The organism is Mycolicibacterium wolinskyi (assembly GCF_002101965.1).
In the GTDB taxonomy this organism is placed as follows: Bacteria; Actinomycetota; Actinomycetes; order Mycobacteriales; family Mycobacteriaceae; genus Mycobacterium; species Mycobacterium wolinskyi.
This window is the reverse complement of the sequence record NZ_LQQA01000009.1, coordinates 133776-150740: the sequence shown is the minus strand read 5'-3', so window position 1 is coordinate 150740 and position 16965 is coordinate 133776. Positions and strand designations below refer to the sequence as shown.

Annotated in this window: 17 protein-coding genes; 5 read left to right on the top strand and 12 right to left on the bottom strand. The window is 66.2% G+C overall.

Going from position 1 to position 16965, the window contains the following annotated elements; genetic code table 11:
- Nucleotides 1-140: 140 nt before the first annotated feature.
- From AWC31_RS08090 to AWC31_RS08065, 6 genes are read right to left on the bottom strand one after another with little or no spacing between them, the layout of a single operon-like run.
- The gene (locus AWC31_RS08090) at nt 141-935 is read right to left on the bottom strand and encodes an NAD(P)-dependent oxidoreductase (protein ID WP_085143757.1); all 795 of its coding nucleotides are present in this window, start codon (nt 933-935) and stop codon (nt 141-143) included.
- Complete coding sequence (locus AWC31_RS08085) at nt 935-1753, bottom strand: NAD(P)-dependent oxidoreductase (protein WP_085143756.1); 819 nt, start codon at nt 1751-1753, stop codon at nt 935-937. Before AWC31_RS08085 ends, AWC31_RS08090 begins: the two co-directional genes overlap by 1 nt.
- Nucleotides 1753-2619 (bottom strand): alpha/beta fold hydrolase, encoded by an 867-nt coding sequence (locus AWC31_RS08080; protein WP_085143755.1) that lies wholly within the window; start codon nt 2617-2619, stop codon nt 1753-1755. Before AWC31_RS08080 ends, AWC31_RS08085 begins: the two co-directional genes overlap by 1 nt.
- A 2-nt stretch (nt 2620-2621) precedes the next feature.
- Entirely contained in the window at nt 2622-4277 is a 1656-nt protein-coding gene (locus tag AWC31_RS08075) for a thiolase C-terminal domain-containing protein (protein ID WP_085143754.1), read from the bottom strand.
- A 6-nt stretch (nt 4278-4283) separates the two neighbouring features.
- Nucleotides 4284-4511, bottom strand: a complete 228-nt coding sequence (locus AWC31_RS08070; RefSeq protein WP_067847726.1) for a ferredoxin — start codon at nt 4509-4511, stop codon at nt 4284-4286.
- A complete protein-coding gene (locus AWC31_RS08065) occupies nt 4508-5803 on the bottom strand; it encodes an NADH-ubiquinone oxidoreductase-F iron-sulfur binding region domain-containing protein (protein WP_085143753.1) in 1296 nt (431 codons plus the stop codon). Before AWC31_RS08065 ends, AWC31_RS08070 begins: the two co-directional genes overlap by 4 nt.
- 27 nt (nt 5804-5830) lie before the next feature.
- Between AWC31_RS08065 and AWC31_RS08060 the strand changes: the two genes are divergently transcribed.
- Entirely contained in the window at nt 5831-6304 is a 474-nt protein-coding gene (locus AWC31_RS08060; protein WP_067847720.1) for a hypothetical protein, read from the top strand.
- Nucleotides 6305-6309: 5 nt separating this feature from the next.
- On the opposite strand, the gene AWC31_RS08055 is transcribed toward AWC31_RS08060, so the two are convergent.
- The 4 genes from AWC31_RS08055 to AWC31_RS08040 are packed head-to-tail and all read right to left on the bottom strand — an operon-like array spanning nt 6310 to nt 9874.
- Nucleotides 6310-7224 (bottom strand): alpha/beta fold hydrolase, encoded by a 915-nt coding sequence (locus AWC31_RS08055; protein ID WP_085143752.1) that lies wholly within the window; start codon nt 7222-7224, stop codon nt 6310-6312.
- Nucleotides 7221-7610, bottom strand: coding sequence for a Rieske (2Fe-2S) protein (locus AWC31_RS08050; RefSeq protein ID WP_085143751.1), 390 nt, complete (start codon nt 7608-7610; stop codon nt 7221-7223). Before AWC31_RS08050 ends, AWC31_RS08055 begins: the two co-directional genes overlap by 4 nt.
- Before the next feature lie 2 nt (nt 7611-7612).
- On the bottom strand, nt 7613-8755 hold the full coding sequence (locus AWC31_RS08045; RefSeq protein WP_085143750.1) for an amidohydrolase family protein: 1143 nt from the start codon (nt 8753-8755) through the stop codon (nt 7613-7615).
- A gap of 15 nt (nt 8756-8770) precedes the next feature.
- A complete protein-coding gene (locus AWC31_RS08040; protein WP_085143862.1) occupies nt 8771-9874 on the bottom strand; it encodes an amidohydrolase family protein in 1104 nt (367 codons plus the stop codon).
- A gap of 242 nt (nt 9875-10116) precedes the next feature.
- Here AWC31_RS08040 and AWC31_RS08035 point away from each other — a divergent pair, with 242 nt between their 5' ends.
- From AWC31_RS08035 to AWC31_RS08020, 4 genes are all read left to right on the top strand, one after another.
- Nucleotides 10117-11121: an acyl-CoA dehydrogenase family protein gene (locus AWC31_RS08035; RefSeq protein ID WP_085143749.1), complete on the top strand. Its 1005-nt coding sequence runs from the start codon at nt 10117-10119 to the stop codon at nt 11119-11121.
- Entirely contained in the window at nt 11122-12297 is a 1176-nt protein-coding gene (locus tag AWC31_RS08030; RefSeq protein ID WP_067847709.1) for an acyl-CoA dehydrogenase family protein, read from the top strand.
- A gap of 129 nt (nt 12298-12426) precedes the next feature.
- Nucleotides 12427-13389 (top strand): LLM class flavin-dependent oxidoreductase, encoded by a 963-nt coding sequence (locus tag AWC31_RS08025; RefSeq protein WP_085143748.1) that lies wholly within the window; start codon nt 12427-12429, stop codon nt 13387-13389.
- 9 nt (nt 13390-13398) lie between these two features.
- A complete protein-coding gene (locus AWC31_RS08020; RefSeq protein WP_085143747.1) occupies nt 13399-14472 on the top strand; it encodes an NAD(P)H-dependent amine dehydrogenase family protein in 1074 nt (357 codons plus the stop codon).
- Nucleotides 14473-14545: 73 nt separating this feature from the next.
- Here AWC31_RS08020 and AWC31_RS08015 read toward each other — a convergent pair whose 3' ends face one another.
- Both AWC31_RS08015 and AWC31_RS08010 read right to left on the bottom strand, forming a co-directional pair.
- Nucleotides 14546-15880: a TetR/AcrR family transcriptional regulator gene (locus tag AWC31_RS08015; protein WP_085143746.1), complete on the bottom strand. Its 1335-nt coding sequence runs from the start codon at nt 15878-15880 to the stop codon at nt 14546-14548.
- Nucleotides 15881-15922: 42 nt separating this feature from the next.
- Nucleotides 15923-16909, bottom strand: coding sequence for an SDR family NAD(P)-dependent oxidoreductase (locus AWC31_RS08010; protein ID WP_085143861.1), 987 nt, complete (start codon nt 16907-16909; stop codon nt 15923-15925).
- Nucleotides 16910-16965: the final 56 nt, after the last annotated feature.

The following is a 16965-nucleotide window of genomic DNA, read 5'->3' as shown; positions in this document are numbered from 1 at the left end:
CCTCCACGGCGGGCTGGTGCCGGAAGCGCACTGAGAGGCGTTACGGGAAACTGCTGAACTGTAACGGTAACAGTAATCCGTTTGGGAGTCGTTGAAAAGCACGAAATAGGTGTTGATCAGGTCGCGATCGGCGCGCGGCCTTACTTCAGTGCCGCGCTGACCGTCGCGTCGAGCAGACCCAGATCAGTGCCCAGCTCAGCGGCTGTCGTGCGTACCACGGCGACGTCCTTGCCGATGAACTCGCCGACCCTGGTGATGAACGCATCGGCCGATCCCGTCGCGGCGATGCCGCTGAGCGCGCGGCTGCCCGCACTGCCGTGCGTGAGTGCGGTCAGCAGCGTGGATTCGTCGATGCCGAGCTCACTGCCGAGGCGGACGCCTTCCGCGACCAAGCCGATCTGGGCCGCGAACAACGTGTTGTTGACGAGCTTGACCCGTTGGCCCGCTCCGATCGGGCCGACGTGCAACACCGGATCGGCGTATGCGGCCACGGCCGGCCGGGCTCGCGCGACGGCATCGTGGGAGCCGCCCATGAAGACCGTCACCGTACCGGCGGCGATGTCGTGCGGACCTCCGCTCACCGGGGCGTCGACGACGGCGACGTCGTGTTCGGCTGCCCGGCGCGCGATCTCCTCGGCAGTGCGCGGACTCCCGGTGGTGTGCAGCACGATGACCGATCCGGGCCGCATGGCGCCGACCAGGTCATCGTCGAGGCAGATCGCGCGCACCTGCTGGTCGGTGAAGACGCACACGATCACGACGTCGGCGTCTCGGCCGGCGTCCACGGATCGGGACACCGGATGCGCACCCAATTCGGCTGTGGCGGCGCGTTTGTCGTCGGTGCGGCCCACCGCCTGCACGTCGTGCCCGGCTGCGACGAGGCGTTGCACCATCGGCGTGCCCATCCGGCCGGCACCGATGAAACCGATACGCATCAGCGCGGGTGGTTCATGAGAGCCAGCGCCGCATCCGCCGCGTCGAATACGGCGCCCTGAGGCGCCGATGCGGTGTCGGCAAGACTTGCCGCGTGCCGGCAATCCTTCTGCAGCAGCGCGCCGGCGATGGGTGCCAGGTTGTCGAGCGTGCCGCCGAACATCGCGATGCTGTTCAGCGCCTTGCTGGTCGCCGAGCCTCGCGTGATCACCTCACACAGCGCCGAACGTGGAACACCGAGGGCTTCACCGAGTTCCAGTGCGCTCATCGCCGCACCCAGATTGGCGCTGAACAGCAGATTGTTGAGGATCTTGGCGACCTGGCCCGCGCCGACCCCGCCGAGGTGCACGATGGGATCGGCGTAGGTGGCGAACACCGGGCGGGCGCGTTCGACAACGTCGGCGTCACCGCCGACCATCACGAGCAGCGTGCCCGCCGTGGCCGCGGGTTCGCCACCGCTGACCGGTGCATCAATCACCGAAATACCCTGAGCGGCAGCCTGTTCGGAGATCTCGGCGCACGTGTCGGGATGCACTGTCGAATGGATGGCGATGATCCCGCCGCGCGCCAGGCCGGCCAGGACACCGTTTTCGCCGCCGAGCACCTGCCTGACGTCGTCGTCGCCGACGACGCACAGGCACACGAGGTCACTGGCCGCGGCCAGTTCGGCGGGGGAGCCGGCGACCTTGGCCGCGGTGTCGGCGAACGGTTCGACCGAGGCCGGCCGGCGCGCCCACAGCGTGGTTTCGTAGCCGCCCTCGACGATCCGGCGAGCCATCGGGGCTCCCTGGCTGCCCAATCCGATAAATCCGACTCGCATCAACCTGCCTCCACTTCCGTTGCGGTGCGGGCGGAACCTGCCACGCACTCATCGGCAAACGACAAAACCCTGCGGTGATACGTGCTGGCGGTCAGTCCGACACTCAGGTTGTGACCGCTTTCGGCGACCTCGCCGACATCCACCCGCGGTGCGGCACGAAACAGCGCGGCGATCTTGGCGAGCGCGTCGGCGTCGGACTCCCAGACGTTTTCGTGATCGCCCGCCAGGAACTGCACCGGCACCGTGACCTGCGCCGCAAGCTCCGGAAAGTCGTGGGATGCCCAAGTTTTGACGACATCGGCCTCGTACAGCGTGCCGCCTGCCGACAAGCCGTTGCCCAGCACGTCGCCGGGGTACAGGCGCTCCGGTTGCCACAGCAGGTCGCGCAGCCCGCGCGGACGATGGTCGACGGCCGCGTTCTTGAGGATGTCACGAGCTCCGGACCGATACCGCAGCCCGGTGCCGGCCAACGACACACCAAGAACGGATCCGGTGACCGCCATCCGCACCGCCAGTTCGCACCCCATCGAATGGCCCAGCAGAAACACCGGCTCCGGGCCCGCGATGCGCTCGACCGCACCGAAGGCCAATGCGACACGTTGATCGGGGTGTGCCATCGCGTCGGGATAGGCGGCCGACGCGCCGTAGCCGGGACGATCCACCGCGACCACGGTGAAGCCGCGCTCCACCGCCGCCCGGAGCAATGACAGCTCGGGATGGCCGGGGCAATCGAAATAGGCCGACGTCGTGGCGCCGCCGTGCAGTGCGACGACGACGGCGCGCGAGTCGGCCGCCTCGGCGACCAATGCCGACATCGGCACGCCGTCGACCATGACGACTCTGGGGTGCGGGGCGCTCCTGGCCATGGTCAGTCGTCCGTCCGCAGCAGCAGCACGCCGCTTGGGGTCAGTCCGCCCGAACTCGCCACGGCCACCTTGGCGTTCGCGACCTGCCGGTCGCCGGCCTCGCCGCGCAATTGCGTGACGGCCTCGTGGATCAGGCCCATGCCGTGCGTGCGGCCGTGCGACAACTGACCGCCGTGGGTGTTGAGCGGAATGATGCCGTCGCGCGCGATGTTGTGGCCGCCGTCCAGAAAGTCCTTGGCCTCGCCGATACCGCAGAAACCAAGTCCTTCTAGCCAGGACAGGCAGTTGAAGGTGAAGCCGTCGTAGAGCTCGGCAACGTCGACATCGCTGGGCCGCAACGAGGTTCGCGACCACAGGTGCGCGCTCTGGCCGAGCACCTGTGGTTCGTGGGTCAGTGTGGTCTGGTCCCAGTCGAGGCGTTCGATGATCTGAGTGCCGACCGCCTCGAACCGGATGGGCGGCTTGGCCAGATCGCGCGCGGCGTCTATGGCCGACACGATCACGGCCACCGCGCCGTCGCACGGCACGTCGCAGTCGTAGAGGCCGAACGGCGTCGTGATCGTGCGGGCCGACAGGTAGTCGTCCATCGTCATCGGATCGCGGTAGATCGCGGTGGGGTTCAGCGCGGCGTTGGCTCGCTGGTTGAGCGCGATCCAGCCGAGTGTTTCGCGGGTGGTGCCGTATCGGTCGAAATGCCTTCCCGCGTTCTGCGCCAACGTGTGTGCGGCCGAGGTGGCGCCGTATGGGTGTTGCCAGCTGTTGGTGCGGCCGCTCATGGGCGGCGACATCTTGCCTTCCTTGACGAGCTGGCCGAACGTCGCCTCCCACAGCGTGCGGAAGCACAGCACGTGCCGGGCCATGCCGGTCGCGACGGCCATCATCGCGGCGATGACCGAGCCGCCGGGACCGAACGTGTCCATGCCGCCGTTGATCCACGTCGGCCGCAGTCCGAGCGCGCCCTCCAGCGCGCTGACGCCGCCCTCGCCCATGCCGGCCATGTCGAGGCCGGGATAGGTCGACAGCCCGTCGATGTCGTCGAACGTCAGGCCGGCGTCGGCGACCGCCTCCGCGGCGGCTTCGATGGTCAGCGACAGCGGCGGGACCATCAGCCGGCGGCCGATCGTCGACATCCCGATGCCGGTGATCGCGGAGTGGTCCTCGAACTTCTTCTCGGTCAGCATCGGCCGGACGTACTTGCCGATGTCCTGGGGCGCGATCTCGTCGACCGGGGACGGAACGGGGGTGGTGTCGGCGGACGGTTTGAACACCGGCAGCCAGACGTCCTCGACGTGCTGGAAGTCGACCTCCACCGGCTGCCCGAGCTTCAGGGTCTCGGGGTCGCAGTCGACGATGTTGGTGGTCAACCGGACTCGCGGATCCTCGGCGACGGCGACCTCGGCGACCACATACGGCGGTGGCAGGTCTGGGAAGCCGAACCGGTGGTTGATCGTGAACCCCGCCAGCGAACCGCGTCCCGACACCTCGCGCACACCCAGGTCACGACCGCGGCAGTAACGGCACACCGGCTGCGGTGGATGGATGAGCGCATTGCAGTCCTGGCACTCCTGCAGCCGCAGCACGCCGTCCGCACCTGCGGTCCAGTAATACTCGTTCAGCGCGGTGACGGATGGGAGTGGACGCCCGGGTATCTCTGCCAAGTCGGCCTATCCCTTCTCGCCGGCGGGGCGCCGCCGCTTGTCTTTCAACTCGATGATCGCGTGCACCGGGCAATCCAGTAGCGCCCGCTTGACGGCATCCTCGTCCTCCGCAGGCACCGCGCCGGTGCCTTCCAGCGACGCGTATCCCCAATCGTCGAGCGGGAAGTACTCCGGTGCGTGTTTCGCGCACAATCCGAAGCCGTCACACATCGTGCGGTCGAGCTTGACCTTCATACCGCCATCACCGCCTCCAGTCGCTCCACCTCGTACGGTCGCATCGCCGTGAATGCCGCGGATTTGCAAGTACGGCAAGAGTTATCAAGGTGGCGTTGCACCACATCCGGGAACTGTGCGAGCAGGCTCGCAGCGACGTTGGCCGCCCCGTCGAGAGTCGCGCAGGCCCCGCGGCCGCGCAGCACGACAGACCACCGGCGCAGCCGCGCCACGTCGTCCTCGGTGGCCTCGCCGTCCCGCAATGCCGTCGCGACCGCGGCCATGGCCGCCGTGCCGTTGAAACAGGATCCGCACTGGCCGGCGTTCTCACGGTCGAAGTAGGCCAGCACGGCCGCGGCGACGGCCACCGGGCAGTCGTCGGTGAGAATGCTGATGGCGCCGCACCCCAGGCCGCTGCCGAGCCCGCGGACGGTCTCGTGATCGAGGGTGGCGCCGAGGATGTCGCGATTGAGCAGGCCGGCGAAGTAGCCGCCCATGAGCGCACCGCTGACCTTGGCGGGCGATACACCGTGCAAGGTCAGAAGATCGGCGAATGCGACACCGTGCGGCAACTCGTACAGAGCTGGCGGGCGCCCGGCTCCGGTGATCGTGGCGAGGAAGGTTCCCGGTGAATCACCGGTTCCCACCGAGCGGAATTCGGCGGCACCATGCTGATGGAGATAGGCGAGGTGGGTCAACGTCTCGACGTTGCTGATCAGGGTGGGCAGGCCGTCGACGCCCTCCTCGAACGGCCGCGGCGGCTTGTCGGTGGGTTTGGCCGGCCCGCCGTTCACGACGTGCACGGCAGCGGTCTCCTCACCGGCGACATAACCCGGGGCGACCGTGACCAGTTCGACTGCGGTGGAGCCGAATTCGTCGCTCAGCTCACCGAGGGCATGCTGCACGCAATGCGCGGCCGCGGCGTCGGACACGTACACCACAGCACGATCGGCAGCGATGATACCGGCGGCCAACCGCAACCCGTCGAGGACGGCGTGCGGGCGGTTCCGCAGCAGCCACCGGTCCTTGACCGATGCCGGCTCACCTTCCTCACCGTTGGCGATCACGACGGCCCCGCCCGCATCATGGCCGTTGTCACGCACTGTACGCAGCTTCACCGCAAGGGGAAACGCCGCACCGCCACGCCCGAGCAGCCCACTGGCGGTCACGGTGTCGAGAAGCTCGTGCGGGTCGTCAAGGGGGCCATAGCCTCCCGCCGTCGTGTAATCGGCGAGGGTCTCGGCCTCGGTGCGCAGCAGCCGCGGCGTCAACCCGGGCCAGGCCGCCACCGTCAGATCGGTCGTCATGGTCACATCCCGTCCCCGGCTAGGCTTACCGGCATGAGAACTGCGGTGGTGCGAGTCGGAGTGGACCCGGCGGGGGAGCTCGGGCCGCAGCAGCTAGCCGACGGCATGGCGGTGCTCCGGGAACTGCTCGTCGAGCGTGGTGCCGACGTGCTGGACAACCAGCTGGCCGGCCTTCCGGCGCACCGACGGGAAGTGGAGGTCCTCATCGCCGGAGACGATGCGCGGCAGCTGCAGACTGTCGCGATCGATCTGTGCGCCAAGGCCTTCGGTACGACGCCCGCGGCCGGCGTGGTGACTTTCGTCAGCCGCGGTACCGACGAGGATGCCCGCGGGGTGCTCGCCGGGTTCGGGCTGTCCGGCGAGATCGCCCGGTCGGTCGATCCGGACGGCTGGGACGTCGTGAGCGTGACGCTGCGCAAGGCCGACCTGGAACGCATCCCGGAAAGCCGCATCCACACCGCACTGGAAGCCTCGCTCAACTGCGAGGTGCACATCCGAACGGTCTGAGGCCGTCACGACTTCAGGAATTCCAGAATCGCGGGTGCGGCCTGCACCCACGTGTCGAACATGTTGAAGCGCTTGACCTTCCCGGATGCGCGTGCCTCGCCGGCCCGCTCCCAGGCGTCCTCGGGCCACGGCGGATCGATCAGCTTGGAGCCCTTGATCAGGCAGCTCACCTCCAGTGAGGTGCGCTTGGGATGGTCGAGGTCGTTCTCGCCGCCCCGGATGATCAGCGTCGGAACCTTGATGTTGTCGAACATCTCGTCTTCGACGCCGGGGATGGTCTGACCCGGTTTCGGTACGAAGGCATTGAGCCAGCGCAGCATCAGCTTGAGGAACTCGTCGGAGTCCTGGGCCAGGATCCGGTCGCGGTTCGCCGGGTTCTCGGCGATCCGTTCCTTCCATTCGTCAATGTTGGCAACGGCTTTCATTCCGGCGCCGCGTACCGCGAGGATGCTCGGCACGATGTAGTAGGAGCCCAGGACGAACGAGCCGTACACGCCTCCGACGATGTTCCACACCACGAGCTTGGTGACGATTTCGGGATAGAGCATCGTCGTCAGCATCGAGTCGCGAGCGCCGCCCGAGCCGCCGGCGATGATGCACGGCCCGATACCGAGTTTCGAGATCAGCGTGTAGAGCGTCTCGGCCCGCATGTGGGATTCGCTCTGGCCGTAGAACTGCACGTCGGACTTGCCGCAGTTGGGGCGGTCCCACAACAGCACGCGATAGCCGCCTTTGACGAGCGCCTGCGCCAGCGGCCGCAGCCCCGGGATGTCCTTGCTGAACCGACCGCCCGGGGTGAGCGCGATGAAGTCACCCTCTTTGCCGAGGATCTCATAGACGACGTTGCCGCCGTTGATCTCTATGGACTTCTCGCCCCGCTTGAGGTCCGGGGTGCCAAGGATCGTCGCCGTATCGCTCATGCCATCACCAACACTTCATCACCCACGACCCGCACCGGGTAGGTACGGATGCTCCATTCCGGCTTGACCGCGGTGGTGCCGGTTGCCAATTCGAAACCCCATTGATGCCAGGGGCAGTAGATGTACTCCATGTCGCGCACCATGACCGCATCGCCTGGTGCGGTCTCGTCGACGACGGTGCGTCCCCGCGCCCGGCCCGCGCACAACGGACCGCCCTCGTGCGGGCAGTAGTTCGCGATGGCGTAGAACGTGCCGTTGACGTTGTACACGCCGACACCGTGGCGGCCGATCGGCACCAGTTTATGTGTGCCGGGCGGGATTTCGTCGACGGTGGCGACGACGTGCTCGCGTCCCTGTGCGAGCCGGGGCGGTTTCTGCTCGGCCAATTTCAGAACACCCGCACCTGGCCCTCGAGGACCGGAACGGTCTCGGGCAATTTGTAGGTCTCAATCCCGTTGCGGAACATGATGGCCTCGCGGGCGTGGTCGGGGAGATGTTTGACGAGCCAGCGCGGATCGTCGAACGTCCAGTGCGGGTAGTCGCTGCTGTAGAGCAGGATCTTCTCGCACTCCATCCATTCGAAGGCGCGCGACAGTTCGGTCTTGTCCTCGGGATAGTCGAGAGGCTGGGTGGTGAACTTGATGTGGTCCTTGACGTACTCGCTGGGTTTGCGCTTGATGTCCATCCACGACTTGCGCGCTTCGTAGATCGCGTCCATGCGCCACATGAGCGGCAGGATCCAGGTGAACGCGTGCTCGACGAACACGATCCGCAGCGTGGGGAACCGGTCGAACACGCCGTCGAAGATCAGGCTCATCACCTGATTGGCCGCCAGCAGCGAGTAGGTGACCATGAAGTCGTGGTTGTAGCTCGGCAGCCCCACCGGCGGAATCGGGAGTGTCTCGTATTCGCCGCGCGACAGGTGGCAGCTGACGGTGATGTCGTGTTTGGTGGCCGCGGCCCAGATCGGGTCGTATTTCGGATCGCCCCAGGATGGGCGCGGTTCAGCCTTCATGAGAACCTGCGCCATATAGGGATGTTCGGCCCACTTCTCGATCTCGGCCACTGCGGTGTGTGGTTCCTCGATCGCGACACAGATCGAACCCCGCCACCGCTCATGCCAGTTGTTGTGGCTGTCGAGCCAGTGGTTGGCCAGCCATTGGTTGATCGCGGTGCAGTACGCCGCGGTGGCCTCACCCAGCCTCGCCTCGGAATGGGTGGGCTCCAGGATCGCGATGTCCGAGCCGGCCTCCATGACGAGCTGGCGTAGGGCCATATCCGGGTCACTGCAGGCGAATTCGCCGTCCGGCGGGAATGCGTCGACGCGCATCGCGTAGGCGTGCGCGTAATCCGGTGCGTCGTAGTAGATCTGTTCGCCGACGGGGTGGCTGCGGAAGTACTTGCTGCGCCAGGGTTCGGGAATGTACTCGAGCAGTTCGCCACGCTTGGGCATGGGGTGGACGTCGGAATCCACGCACCGCACCGCGATTCGCTCGGCCGCGGGCACCCGCGGGTTCGCCGTAATCGTCATCTCACAAGCCTCCCTCTACTGTGCCGCCACGGCCGACGATGTGAGTGCGCTCTGCAGGCCGTAGAGCTCGGCGGCGTTGCGCCACAACAACTTTTCGCGTTGTTCGGTGGTGAATGCGGCCGGTACGCGGGGTTCGTTGAGCTGCCAGTGCGGGTAGCTCGACCCGAACATCACCATGTCTTCCTTGCCGGTGAACCCGAACCATTCGCCGGCGAACTCGACATCTCCGGGCCCGTCGAGCGCGCCTTGCACGAAGTAGACGTGCCCGGGCAGGTAATCGCTCGGCATTTTCGGCGCCCACGGCGTTTGCTCAAGGTGGGGACGGCCGAAGCAGTCCATGCGCCACATGAACGGCGTCAGCAGATCGGCGGCGCCGTCGGCCCACACGAATCTGAGCGTCGGTGTCCGTTCGAACACGCCCTCGGCGATCATGTTCATCAGGTGGTAGAGGTAGTTGAGCGCCATGAAGCCGAGGTACTGCTCGTAGGTGCGCGTCTTGCCCGACGGCGTCGGCGCGAACTGGATGCCCGCACCGCCTTCGATGTGGACGGCCACCGGCAGTCCGGCGTCGGCGGCAGCGTCCCACAGCGGCCAGAATTGCGGCTTGCCGTACAGCTCGCGCGATTGCATCGGAATGCCGATCTGCACGACGCGCGGATGGTCCTGGTACTTCTTGATTTCGCGCAGCGCCCCGGTGATGTCGTCGGGGTTGACGCGGATCGTGCCGCGGAACTTCTCGCCGTGCTCGTCGTGTTCGAGCCAGCGCGCCACCATCATCTCGTTGTGCGCCGCGGCCAGCGCCGTGCCCAGATGACGGTCCGGCATGATGCCGCGCGTCATCGGGTGCAGGATCGCGATGTCGACGCCGCGGTCGTCGAACAGGTGCTGAGCCGCCAGATCCGGGTCCGATCCGGGGTACTGGCGGTCCGGTCCCTTGGTGCCCTTGGCGTACTCGCCGCCGGGCGCGCCATACCAGTTCATCTCATAGTCGGGAAAACCGCGGCTGGCGAACGGTTCTCGCAGGAAGTTCTGCCGCAAGTCCTTGTTGGACCCGAAGAAGATGTGCACGCTGGTGTCGATGACGGGGGATTGGGTTCCGTCGCTGTGCTGGATCACCAGGGCTGCCTCCAATGACGGTGTGCCGACGACACCGGATCTCTTTGCAGTTTAGATCGATATTCTTCAATAGCAAGAACATAGTTCTCACTCAAGCCGGCGGATCCGTCGCTGGTGAACGCTACTGCTGACCAGCTGCATAGCGTCGGCCCAGGGAGAACCGGTGTTTGCTTGGCGAGAACGACAGATCATCTAAAGAGAATGCTATTCTCATCGCGACGTGACAGTGCAGCAGGAGGCGGCGGGTGCTACTCGAATTCGATGCCGATCAGCGGCTATGGCAGGAGACCGTGCGCGATGCGGTCACCAAGCAGTGCCCGGCCACGCTGGTCCGTGAAGTTGCCGAACAGGATGTCGATCCGACGCCCCTGTGGAAGAGCTATATCGACCAGGGCTGGACGGAGCTCACCGATCCGGAGAACGCCGTCGAGCTCGCGATCGTCCTGGAAGAACTCGGTCGCGCCACCGATCTGACGCCCTATCTCGCGACGATGACGCAGTTCGCGCCGCTGGCGGGGGACCGGTTCGACGCCGCGCATGCCGGCACTGCCGTCTACAGCGGGGTGGCCGCCCACCGCGACGCCTCGGGCTGGGTGCTGACCGGCACCGCCCATCACGTCCTCGACGGTGACCGTGCCGAGTCGCTCGCGGTCGTCACCGACGCCGGTGTGTTCCTGATCGACGCGGGCAAGGCCGTCGTCCGCCGCAGCCCGATATTCGATCCGGTACTGCATGTCGCGGAGGTGTCGTTCGACGACGTCCACGTGCCGGACACCGACCGTGTGCACGCCGACACCGACAAGGCTCGGCATCTGGCGTTGACCGGGATGGCGGTGACCACCGTCGGCGCCTGCCAACGGGTCCTCGACCTCGCGCTCGAGCACGTCAAACAGCGTCAGCAGTTCGGGGTGGCGATCGGGTCGTTCCAGGCCGTGCAGCACAAGGCCGTCGACATGCACGTCGCGATCGAACGTGCCCGCGCCCTTTCGTACTTCGCCGCACTGACCATCGCGGCCGACGATCCCCGGCGCCGGCTGGCTTCGGCGATGGCCAAGGCCGCGGCGGGGGAGTGCCAGGCCATCGTGTTCCGTCACGGCCTGCAGTTGTTCGGGGCCATGGGCTTCACGTGGGAGAACGACGTGCAGTTCGCGTTGAAGCGGGCCAAGGCGGGCGAGCTGCTGTTGGGCGGCGCGGCCGAACACCGCGCGGTGATCGCCGCCGAGTACCGCACGAGCTACAGGGGTCTGTAAATGCAGCTGACATTCGATTCCGACGTCGAGGAGTTTCGCGCCGAGTTCGCCGCGTTCCTCGATGCCAACCTGCCCTCCGAGGCGCAGACCTTGGAGCGGCCCCGGTCGGTGTCGCACATGCCGCAGTGGGCACGCGACTGGCAGCGGCTGCTGTTCGACAACGGCTGGCTGCTGCCGGCCCAGCCGCCCGAGTTCGGCGGACGCAACGCCAGCGTGGTGCAGACTTTCGTCCACCTCGATGAGCTGTGCCGGCGGCGGATCTACCACAGCTTCAATCCGCAGGGCGTCAATATCATTGCGGCGTCGCTGCTTACGTTCGGCTCGGACGAGCAGAAGCGCCGCTGGGCGGTGCCGGTGCTGCGTGGTGAGCAGACGGCGTCCCTGGGCATGAGCGAACCGAGCGCCGGCTCCGACCTGGCGTCGCTGCGGACCCGCGCGGTGCTGGACGGCGATGAGTTCGTGGTCAACGGACAAAAAGTGTGGACGTCTGGCGCGCACGACGCGGACTTCCTGCTGACCTTCGTCCGTACCGACCCGGATGCACCGAAGCACAAGGGAATCAGTGCGCTGATCATCCCGACCGACACCCCTGGTGTGGTGTGCCGGCCGTTCGCCGACATGACCGGTCAGGAGAACCTCGACTTCAACGAGGTCTTCTTCACCGATGCCAGGGTGCCCGCCGAGAACCTCGTCGGGCCGCTCAACGGCGGCTGGGGTGTGGCCAACGGATCGCTCGGCCATGAGCGCACCATGATGTGGCTGGGTTTTGCCGACCGCATCGACAACATGCTCGCCGATTTCGAGCCGCGTACGGAGCTCGAGCGTGACCAGTACGCCACCACGATCATGGACTACCAGGCGTTGCGGGCCATGGGTTCGGCCGCACTGGCGAAGGCGTCGCGTGGCGAGGCGGACACCGCGTCGGTGTCGGTGCTGAAGCTGTTCGGCTCTGAGGCTGAGCGCAACGCATTCGAAAACGCCTTGACCGCAGCCGGTCCCGACGGGTTGATCCATCCTTCGACCACCGGCCCGTACGAACACATGAACCTCGACCACTATTTCGCGAGCTGGTTCGAGCGCTACGCCCGCAGCTTCGGCGGCACCATCGCCGGTGGCACGTCGGAGATTCAGCGCAACATCATCGCGACCCAGGTTCTCGGCCTGCCGCGGCGCTGACTTTCGCTCCATTGTCACGCTGGAGTGGCTCTCGACGCCGGGAGCCACTCCAGCGTGACAATCGGGTGTGGCGAGAGTGCCACGAGTCGGCTCGTGACGCGGAACAAAACTTAGGTTACTGTCGGCGTGATGTTCACGCTGCGGTTCGACATGCGAGCTCCCGGCGGACCTGCCACCACTGGTGACCTGTATGCCGCGGCAATTGAGATGTGCGCATGGGCTGAGACGCGCGGTGCCGTACTGGCGGTGCTGTCAGAGCACCACGGTACTGCCGACGGACACCTGGCCGCCCCACACATCCTCGCCTCCGCCATCGCGGCCCGCACCGACGATCTGCGTATTCTCCTTGCGGCAGTTCCGATCCCGTTCTGGGACCCGGTTCGCCTGGCCGAGGAGATCTGTGCCCTCGACACCATCAGCCGGGGCCGGATCTCGTACGCATTCGGCGTCGGCCACCGGGCCGAGGAGTACGAACATTTCGGGCTCGATATGCGGGCGCGCGGGAAGCTGGCCGACGAGCGGCTGTCACTACTGCTGCAGCTGCTCACCGGCGAAACCGTCGACTATGACGGCAGGCGGATCTGCGTGTCGCCGGGTTGCGCGGCGCGTCCGTACCTACTTGTCGCCGGGGGTAGCCGCGCGGCCGCACGGCGGGCCGCTCGACACGGGCTCGGGCTCATCTCGCAGACCGCCGCACCGGGGTTGAGGGAGTACTACGAATCCGAATGCCGGGCCCATGGCCACGAACCTGGTTTGGCGCAATTTCCCGTGGCGGGCTCACCCACCGCGGTGTTCGTCGCCGACAACGTAGACCGGGCCTGGGATGAGTTGGGCGCCCATCTGCTTCACGACGCGATCACTGCGGCGTCGTATCGCCACGGCGATGACACGGTCGCCAGCATCTCCCGTGCCGACGCTGTCGCAGCACTGCGACAGGCGGGCGGACCGTATCGCATCCTGACGATCGATGAGGCAGCCGACTACATCCGCGCCGGAATGCCGTTGCCTCTGCATCCGCTGTGCGGCGGGATACCTCACGAGACTGCGTGGCCCTATCTGGAACGGGCCGTCATGGCCGCCGAACGTGTGTGAGGAGATTGTGTGACAACGCCTTTGCGTGTGGTCGTCTGGTCAACGGGTGGTGTCGGGTCGATCGTGATCGATGCGATAGCCCGGCGGCCGGACCTGGAACTGGCGGGTGTGTGGGTGCACTCTGAGGCAAAGGTCGGTCAGGATGCCGGCACGCTCGCCGGGGGTGCGCCGCTGGGTGTTTTGGCCACGAACAACGCCGACGCCCTGATCGCACTGCAGCCCGACTGTGTCGTGTATGCCGCGAGCGGGCCCGACCGTGATGCCGCCGCGGTGCCAGACTACCTGCGACTGCTCGATTCGGGAATCAACGTGGTGTCAACAACTTCCACGGGACTGATCTATCCACCGGCGTACTATTCGACGGACTGGCGGAATCAGTTGGAGGCGGCAACCAAGACCGGGAACGCCTCGTTCTACGCGTCAGGTGTCTTTCCCGGGTTCGGATCCGATCACTTGGCGCTTGTATTGGCAACGCAGTCCAAGAAGATCGACCGCATCACGGTCTCCGAGGTTTCCCTCAATGACCACTATCCGGTGGCGGACGTGATGATGGACGGCATGGGATTCGGCCGTTCACTCGATTTCGAGCCGATGCTCAAAACGCCAGGGTTCATCGAGATGGCATGGAAAGCACCGATCTACCTCATGGCCGATGCGCTCGGCGCCGAGGTGTCGGAGATCCGTGGAACGCTCGACCGGTGCATCACCGACCGCGGCATCGAGGTGGCGTTCGGAACCATCCCGGCGGGCACGTGCGGCGCGGTACGCACCCGCGCGGCCGGTGTTCTCGACGGCCGTGAGGCGATCGTGATCGAACACATCATCCGGATGTCGCGCGACGTCGCACCGGACTGGCCGACCTCGGAGTTCGACGCGGCCTACCGGGTGGACGTCGAAGGCGACCCCGACATCCACTGCGCGATGAACCTGGGTGACGCGGCAGGACACGGCGCCGGCCGGGCTGCCATGGCCGCCACGGCGATGCGCGTGGTCAACGCAGTTCCGCTCGTGGTGGATGCGCCTGCGGGCCTGCTGAGCTCGCTGGACATTCCGATCACATTGCCGCGGTACGTATTCGCTTGACCGGCGAGCAGACGCGCAGGTACCCAATGGGACGCGATTTCGGGTACCTACGCGTCTGTTCGCGCTCATGAGGTCAGCGGCGGACGGCGATGCCCCGGAGTACGGTGTCGCGAGCCAGGATCAGCGCATTGCGTGTGCCTATCTGCTGAAGGATGTTCTCGGGGATCCACTGCTCACCGATGATGCACCGGGTCAACATGTCCGCGGTCGGGCTGTCGACATGTATCTCGCCGGCGCGAATCCCTTCGCCCAGCAGAGCTTTCATCTGACGGATTCGGGTGGTGAAGGACCATGCGGGGTTGGCCGTGTCGGGCGGGGAGTGACGCAGCCACGCCAGTTGGATGCGGAATTCGTCGGGAAACTGGTCGAGCGCGTTGATGTTCAGCCAGCTGAGGGCATCGAGCTTCTGCACCGTCGTGGAGTTCGACCGGACGATGTCGGTCCAGGCCCCGCCGACCTTGTGGCCGAACTCCAGCATGATCGACATCAGCAGCTCGTCTTTCGAGCCGATGATGCGGTAGACGGTCCCGGTACCTAATCCCGCCGCGGACGCGATGTCGCGGATCGTCGTCATCTCATAGCCACGGCGACCGAACTCCGTGCGCGCCACTGCACGCAGATGGGCGGCCTTGAGGTCGGTGTCGTCCTCGGTGCCGTCCCAACTGTCGATGACGGCTTGCGCCGCGGCGAAGGCCTCCGACCGATCGAGCTCGGTATCCGACGGAGGATCGACGGCGAGACCTTGCAGGGCGATCCGGCTTTTCAGCGTGGCCACCTGGTCGGGGGAGGCCTTGTGCCGGATGACGTCGAGGCCGACATGCAGCATGCTCTGGCACAGTCGGTCGGCCAGGGTCTGAAGGTCGACGTCGGACCGGATGTCACCGCTCCAGCGGCCGGCACGTAGGGCCTGCAACATCGCCGCCTGGATCTTCGACGGTCGGCGGGCAGTCAGTTCGATGAGTTCGGGGTCTGCGCTCGGCCCCTCGAAGAACGACATCTGCAACGCGGCCCGATGTTCGACCGCGCACCGGGCGATGGCGCATCCGAGCGCCGTGATCTGTTCGGTTGCGGGACCGGTGTCAGGCTCGTCGAGGCGTTCCAGCGCGAAGTCGCCGATGCGATCCAGATCGGCATGATAGAGCCGGATCAGCTCGACGAGGATCGCTTCCTTTGATTCGAAGTGGTGATAGAGGCTGCCCGCGAGAATGCCTGCCGCATCGGCGATCTGCTGCAGCGAGCTGCGCAGTCCGGTGGTGGCGATGACGGAGTTCGCCGTCTTGAGGATCTCGGTACGTCGCGTGGGATCGGCCGCGGCGGCGTCGGGAACGGCGGTGAGCTTGGCCGCGACCGCGCTCTTCCTGGTCGACGGACGGCCGCGTTTGGGGTTTCGCCCTGCAGCCACGGCCATCGCCCCTCCTTCGTGTGCGCCGACAGAGACCGGAACTCGATCCTACCGATCGGCCACCGAACTGCGGGGTTTCGGGAACGCGATGTCGGCGTTGTCGGGCATGGCACTGATGCCGCGTCGGTCACACACCTGCAATACCTCGTCGACGATGGAATCCGGCACGATGAAGGCGTCGGTGGAGGACAGTTCGTCCAAGTGTTTCTCGATGTCTTCGGCCGAGGGCTCACTGTTCGCGTCGGCCAGCCAGCCGTCGCTCAGGCCGACGAACACCCGAGCGTAGCGGCCGGCGCACGCCGAGTAATTGCGGTGCGTGAAGGAGCAGCTTCCGCTTGCCAGGAACGTCACCAGCGGCACGACCAACTCGGGACGAATGGCACGCATGAAGCCGGACTCCGCGAGGAACCTCTCGTCTCCGACCGTCTCGGTGACCATTCGTGAAAAGCCCGTCGGTAGAACGGTATTTGAACTGATTCCGTACGCTGCCCCTTCGATCGCGATGACGTTGGACAGGCCGACGAGCCCGGTCTTGGCTGCGGCGTAGTGGGCCTCCATCGGTTGTCCGAAATTGCCTGCCGACGATGAGATGAACACGAATCGCCCGTAGCGCTGCTTCATCATCACCCGGTATGCGGGTTGGCTCAGATAGAAACCGCCGTCGAGATGCACCCGAAGCATGCGCCGCCAGTCGTCCACGCTGAGTTGTTCGAACGGAATGCTGTTGAAGATGCCTGCGTTGCTGATCACGGCATCGAGCCGGCCGAAGTTCTCGATGGCCGAGTCGACGATCGCCTGTCCACCTTGGGCAGTGTCCACCGACTCGTACGACGCAACCGCCCGACCGCCGGCTTTCGTTATCTCCTCCACGACTTGGCCGGCGACGCTGGTATCCGAGCCTTCGCCGTGCATGGTGCCACCGATGTCGTTGACGACCACCGACGCGCCGCGGCGAGCCAGATCGATGGCATAGAGCCGGCCCAGCCCGCGTCCCGCGCCGGTCACCACGGCAACCTGGCCGGTGAAGTCGATCATGTTGCACTCCTCGCTCATTCGCGTTCCGCAGGCCTGATGATTGACTTCCGGTCGGG

What these genes read in the sequence shown, in the direction of transcription:
- AWC31_RS08090 (WP_085143757.1), bottom strand. Translation starts at nt 935, where the DNA reads ATGCGTATCGGTTTCATCGGTGCCGGCCGGATGGGCACGCCGATGGTG.
- AWC31_RS08085 (WP_085143756.1), bottom strand. Translation starts at nt 1,753, where the DNA reads ATGCGAGTCGGATTTATCGGATTGGGCAGCCAGGGAGCCCCGATGGCT.
- AWC31_RS08080 (WP_085143755.1), bottom strand. Translation starts at nt 2,619, where the DNA reads ATGGCCAGGAGCGCCCCGCACCCCAGAGTCGTCATGGTCGACGGCGTG.
- AWC31_RS08070 (WP_067847726.1), bottom strand. Translation starts at nt 4,511, where the DNA reads ATGAAGGTCAAGCTCGACCGCACGATGTGTGACGGCTTCGGATTGTGC.
- AWC31_RS08060 (WP_067847720.1), top strand. Translation starts at nt 5,831, where the DNA reads ATGAGAACTGCGGTGGTGCGAGTCGGAGTGGACCCGGCGGGGGAGCTC.
- AWC31_RS08055 (WP_085143752.1), bottom strand. Translation starts at nt 7,224, where the DNA reads ATGAGCGATACGGCGACGATCCTTGGCACCCCGGACCTCAAGCGGGGC.
- AWC31_RS08045 (WP_085143750.1), bottom strand. Translation starts at nt 8,755, where the DNA reads ATGACGATTACGGCGAACCCGCGGGTGCCCGCGGCCGAGCGAATCGCG.
- AWC31_RS08030 (WP_067847709.1), top strand. Translation starts at nt 11,122, where the DNA reads ATGCAGCTGACATTCGATTCCGACGTCGAGGAGTTTCGCGCCGAGTTC.
- AWC31_RS08025 (WP_085143748.1), top strand. Translation starts at nt 12,427, where the DNA reads ATGTTCACGCTGCGGTTCGACATGCGAGCTCCCGGCGGACCTGCCACC.
- AWC31_RS08015 (WP_085143746.1), bottom strand. Translation starts at nt 15,880, where the DNA reads ATGGCCGTGGCTGCAGGGCGAAACCCCAAACGCGGCCGTCCGTCGACC.
- AWC31_RS08010 (WP_085143861.1), bottom strand. Translation starts at nt 16,909, where the DNA reads ATGATCGACTTCACCGGCCAGGTTGCCGTGGTGACCGGCGCGGGACGC.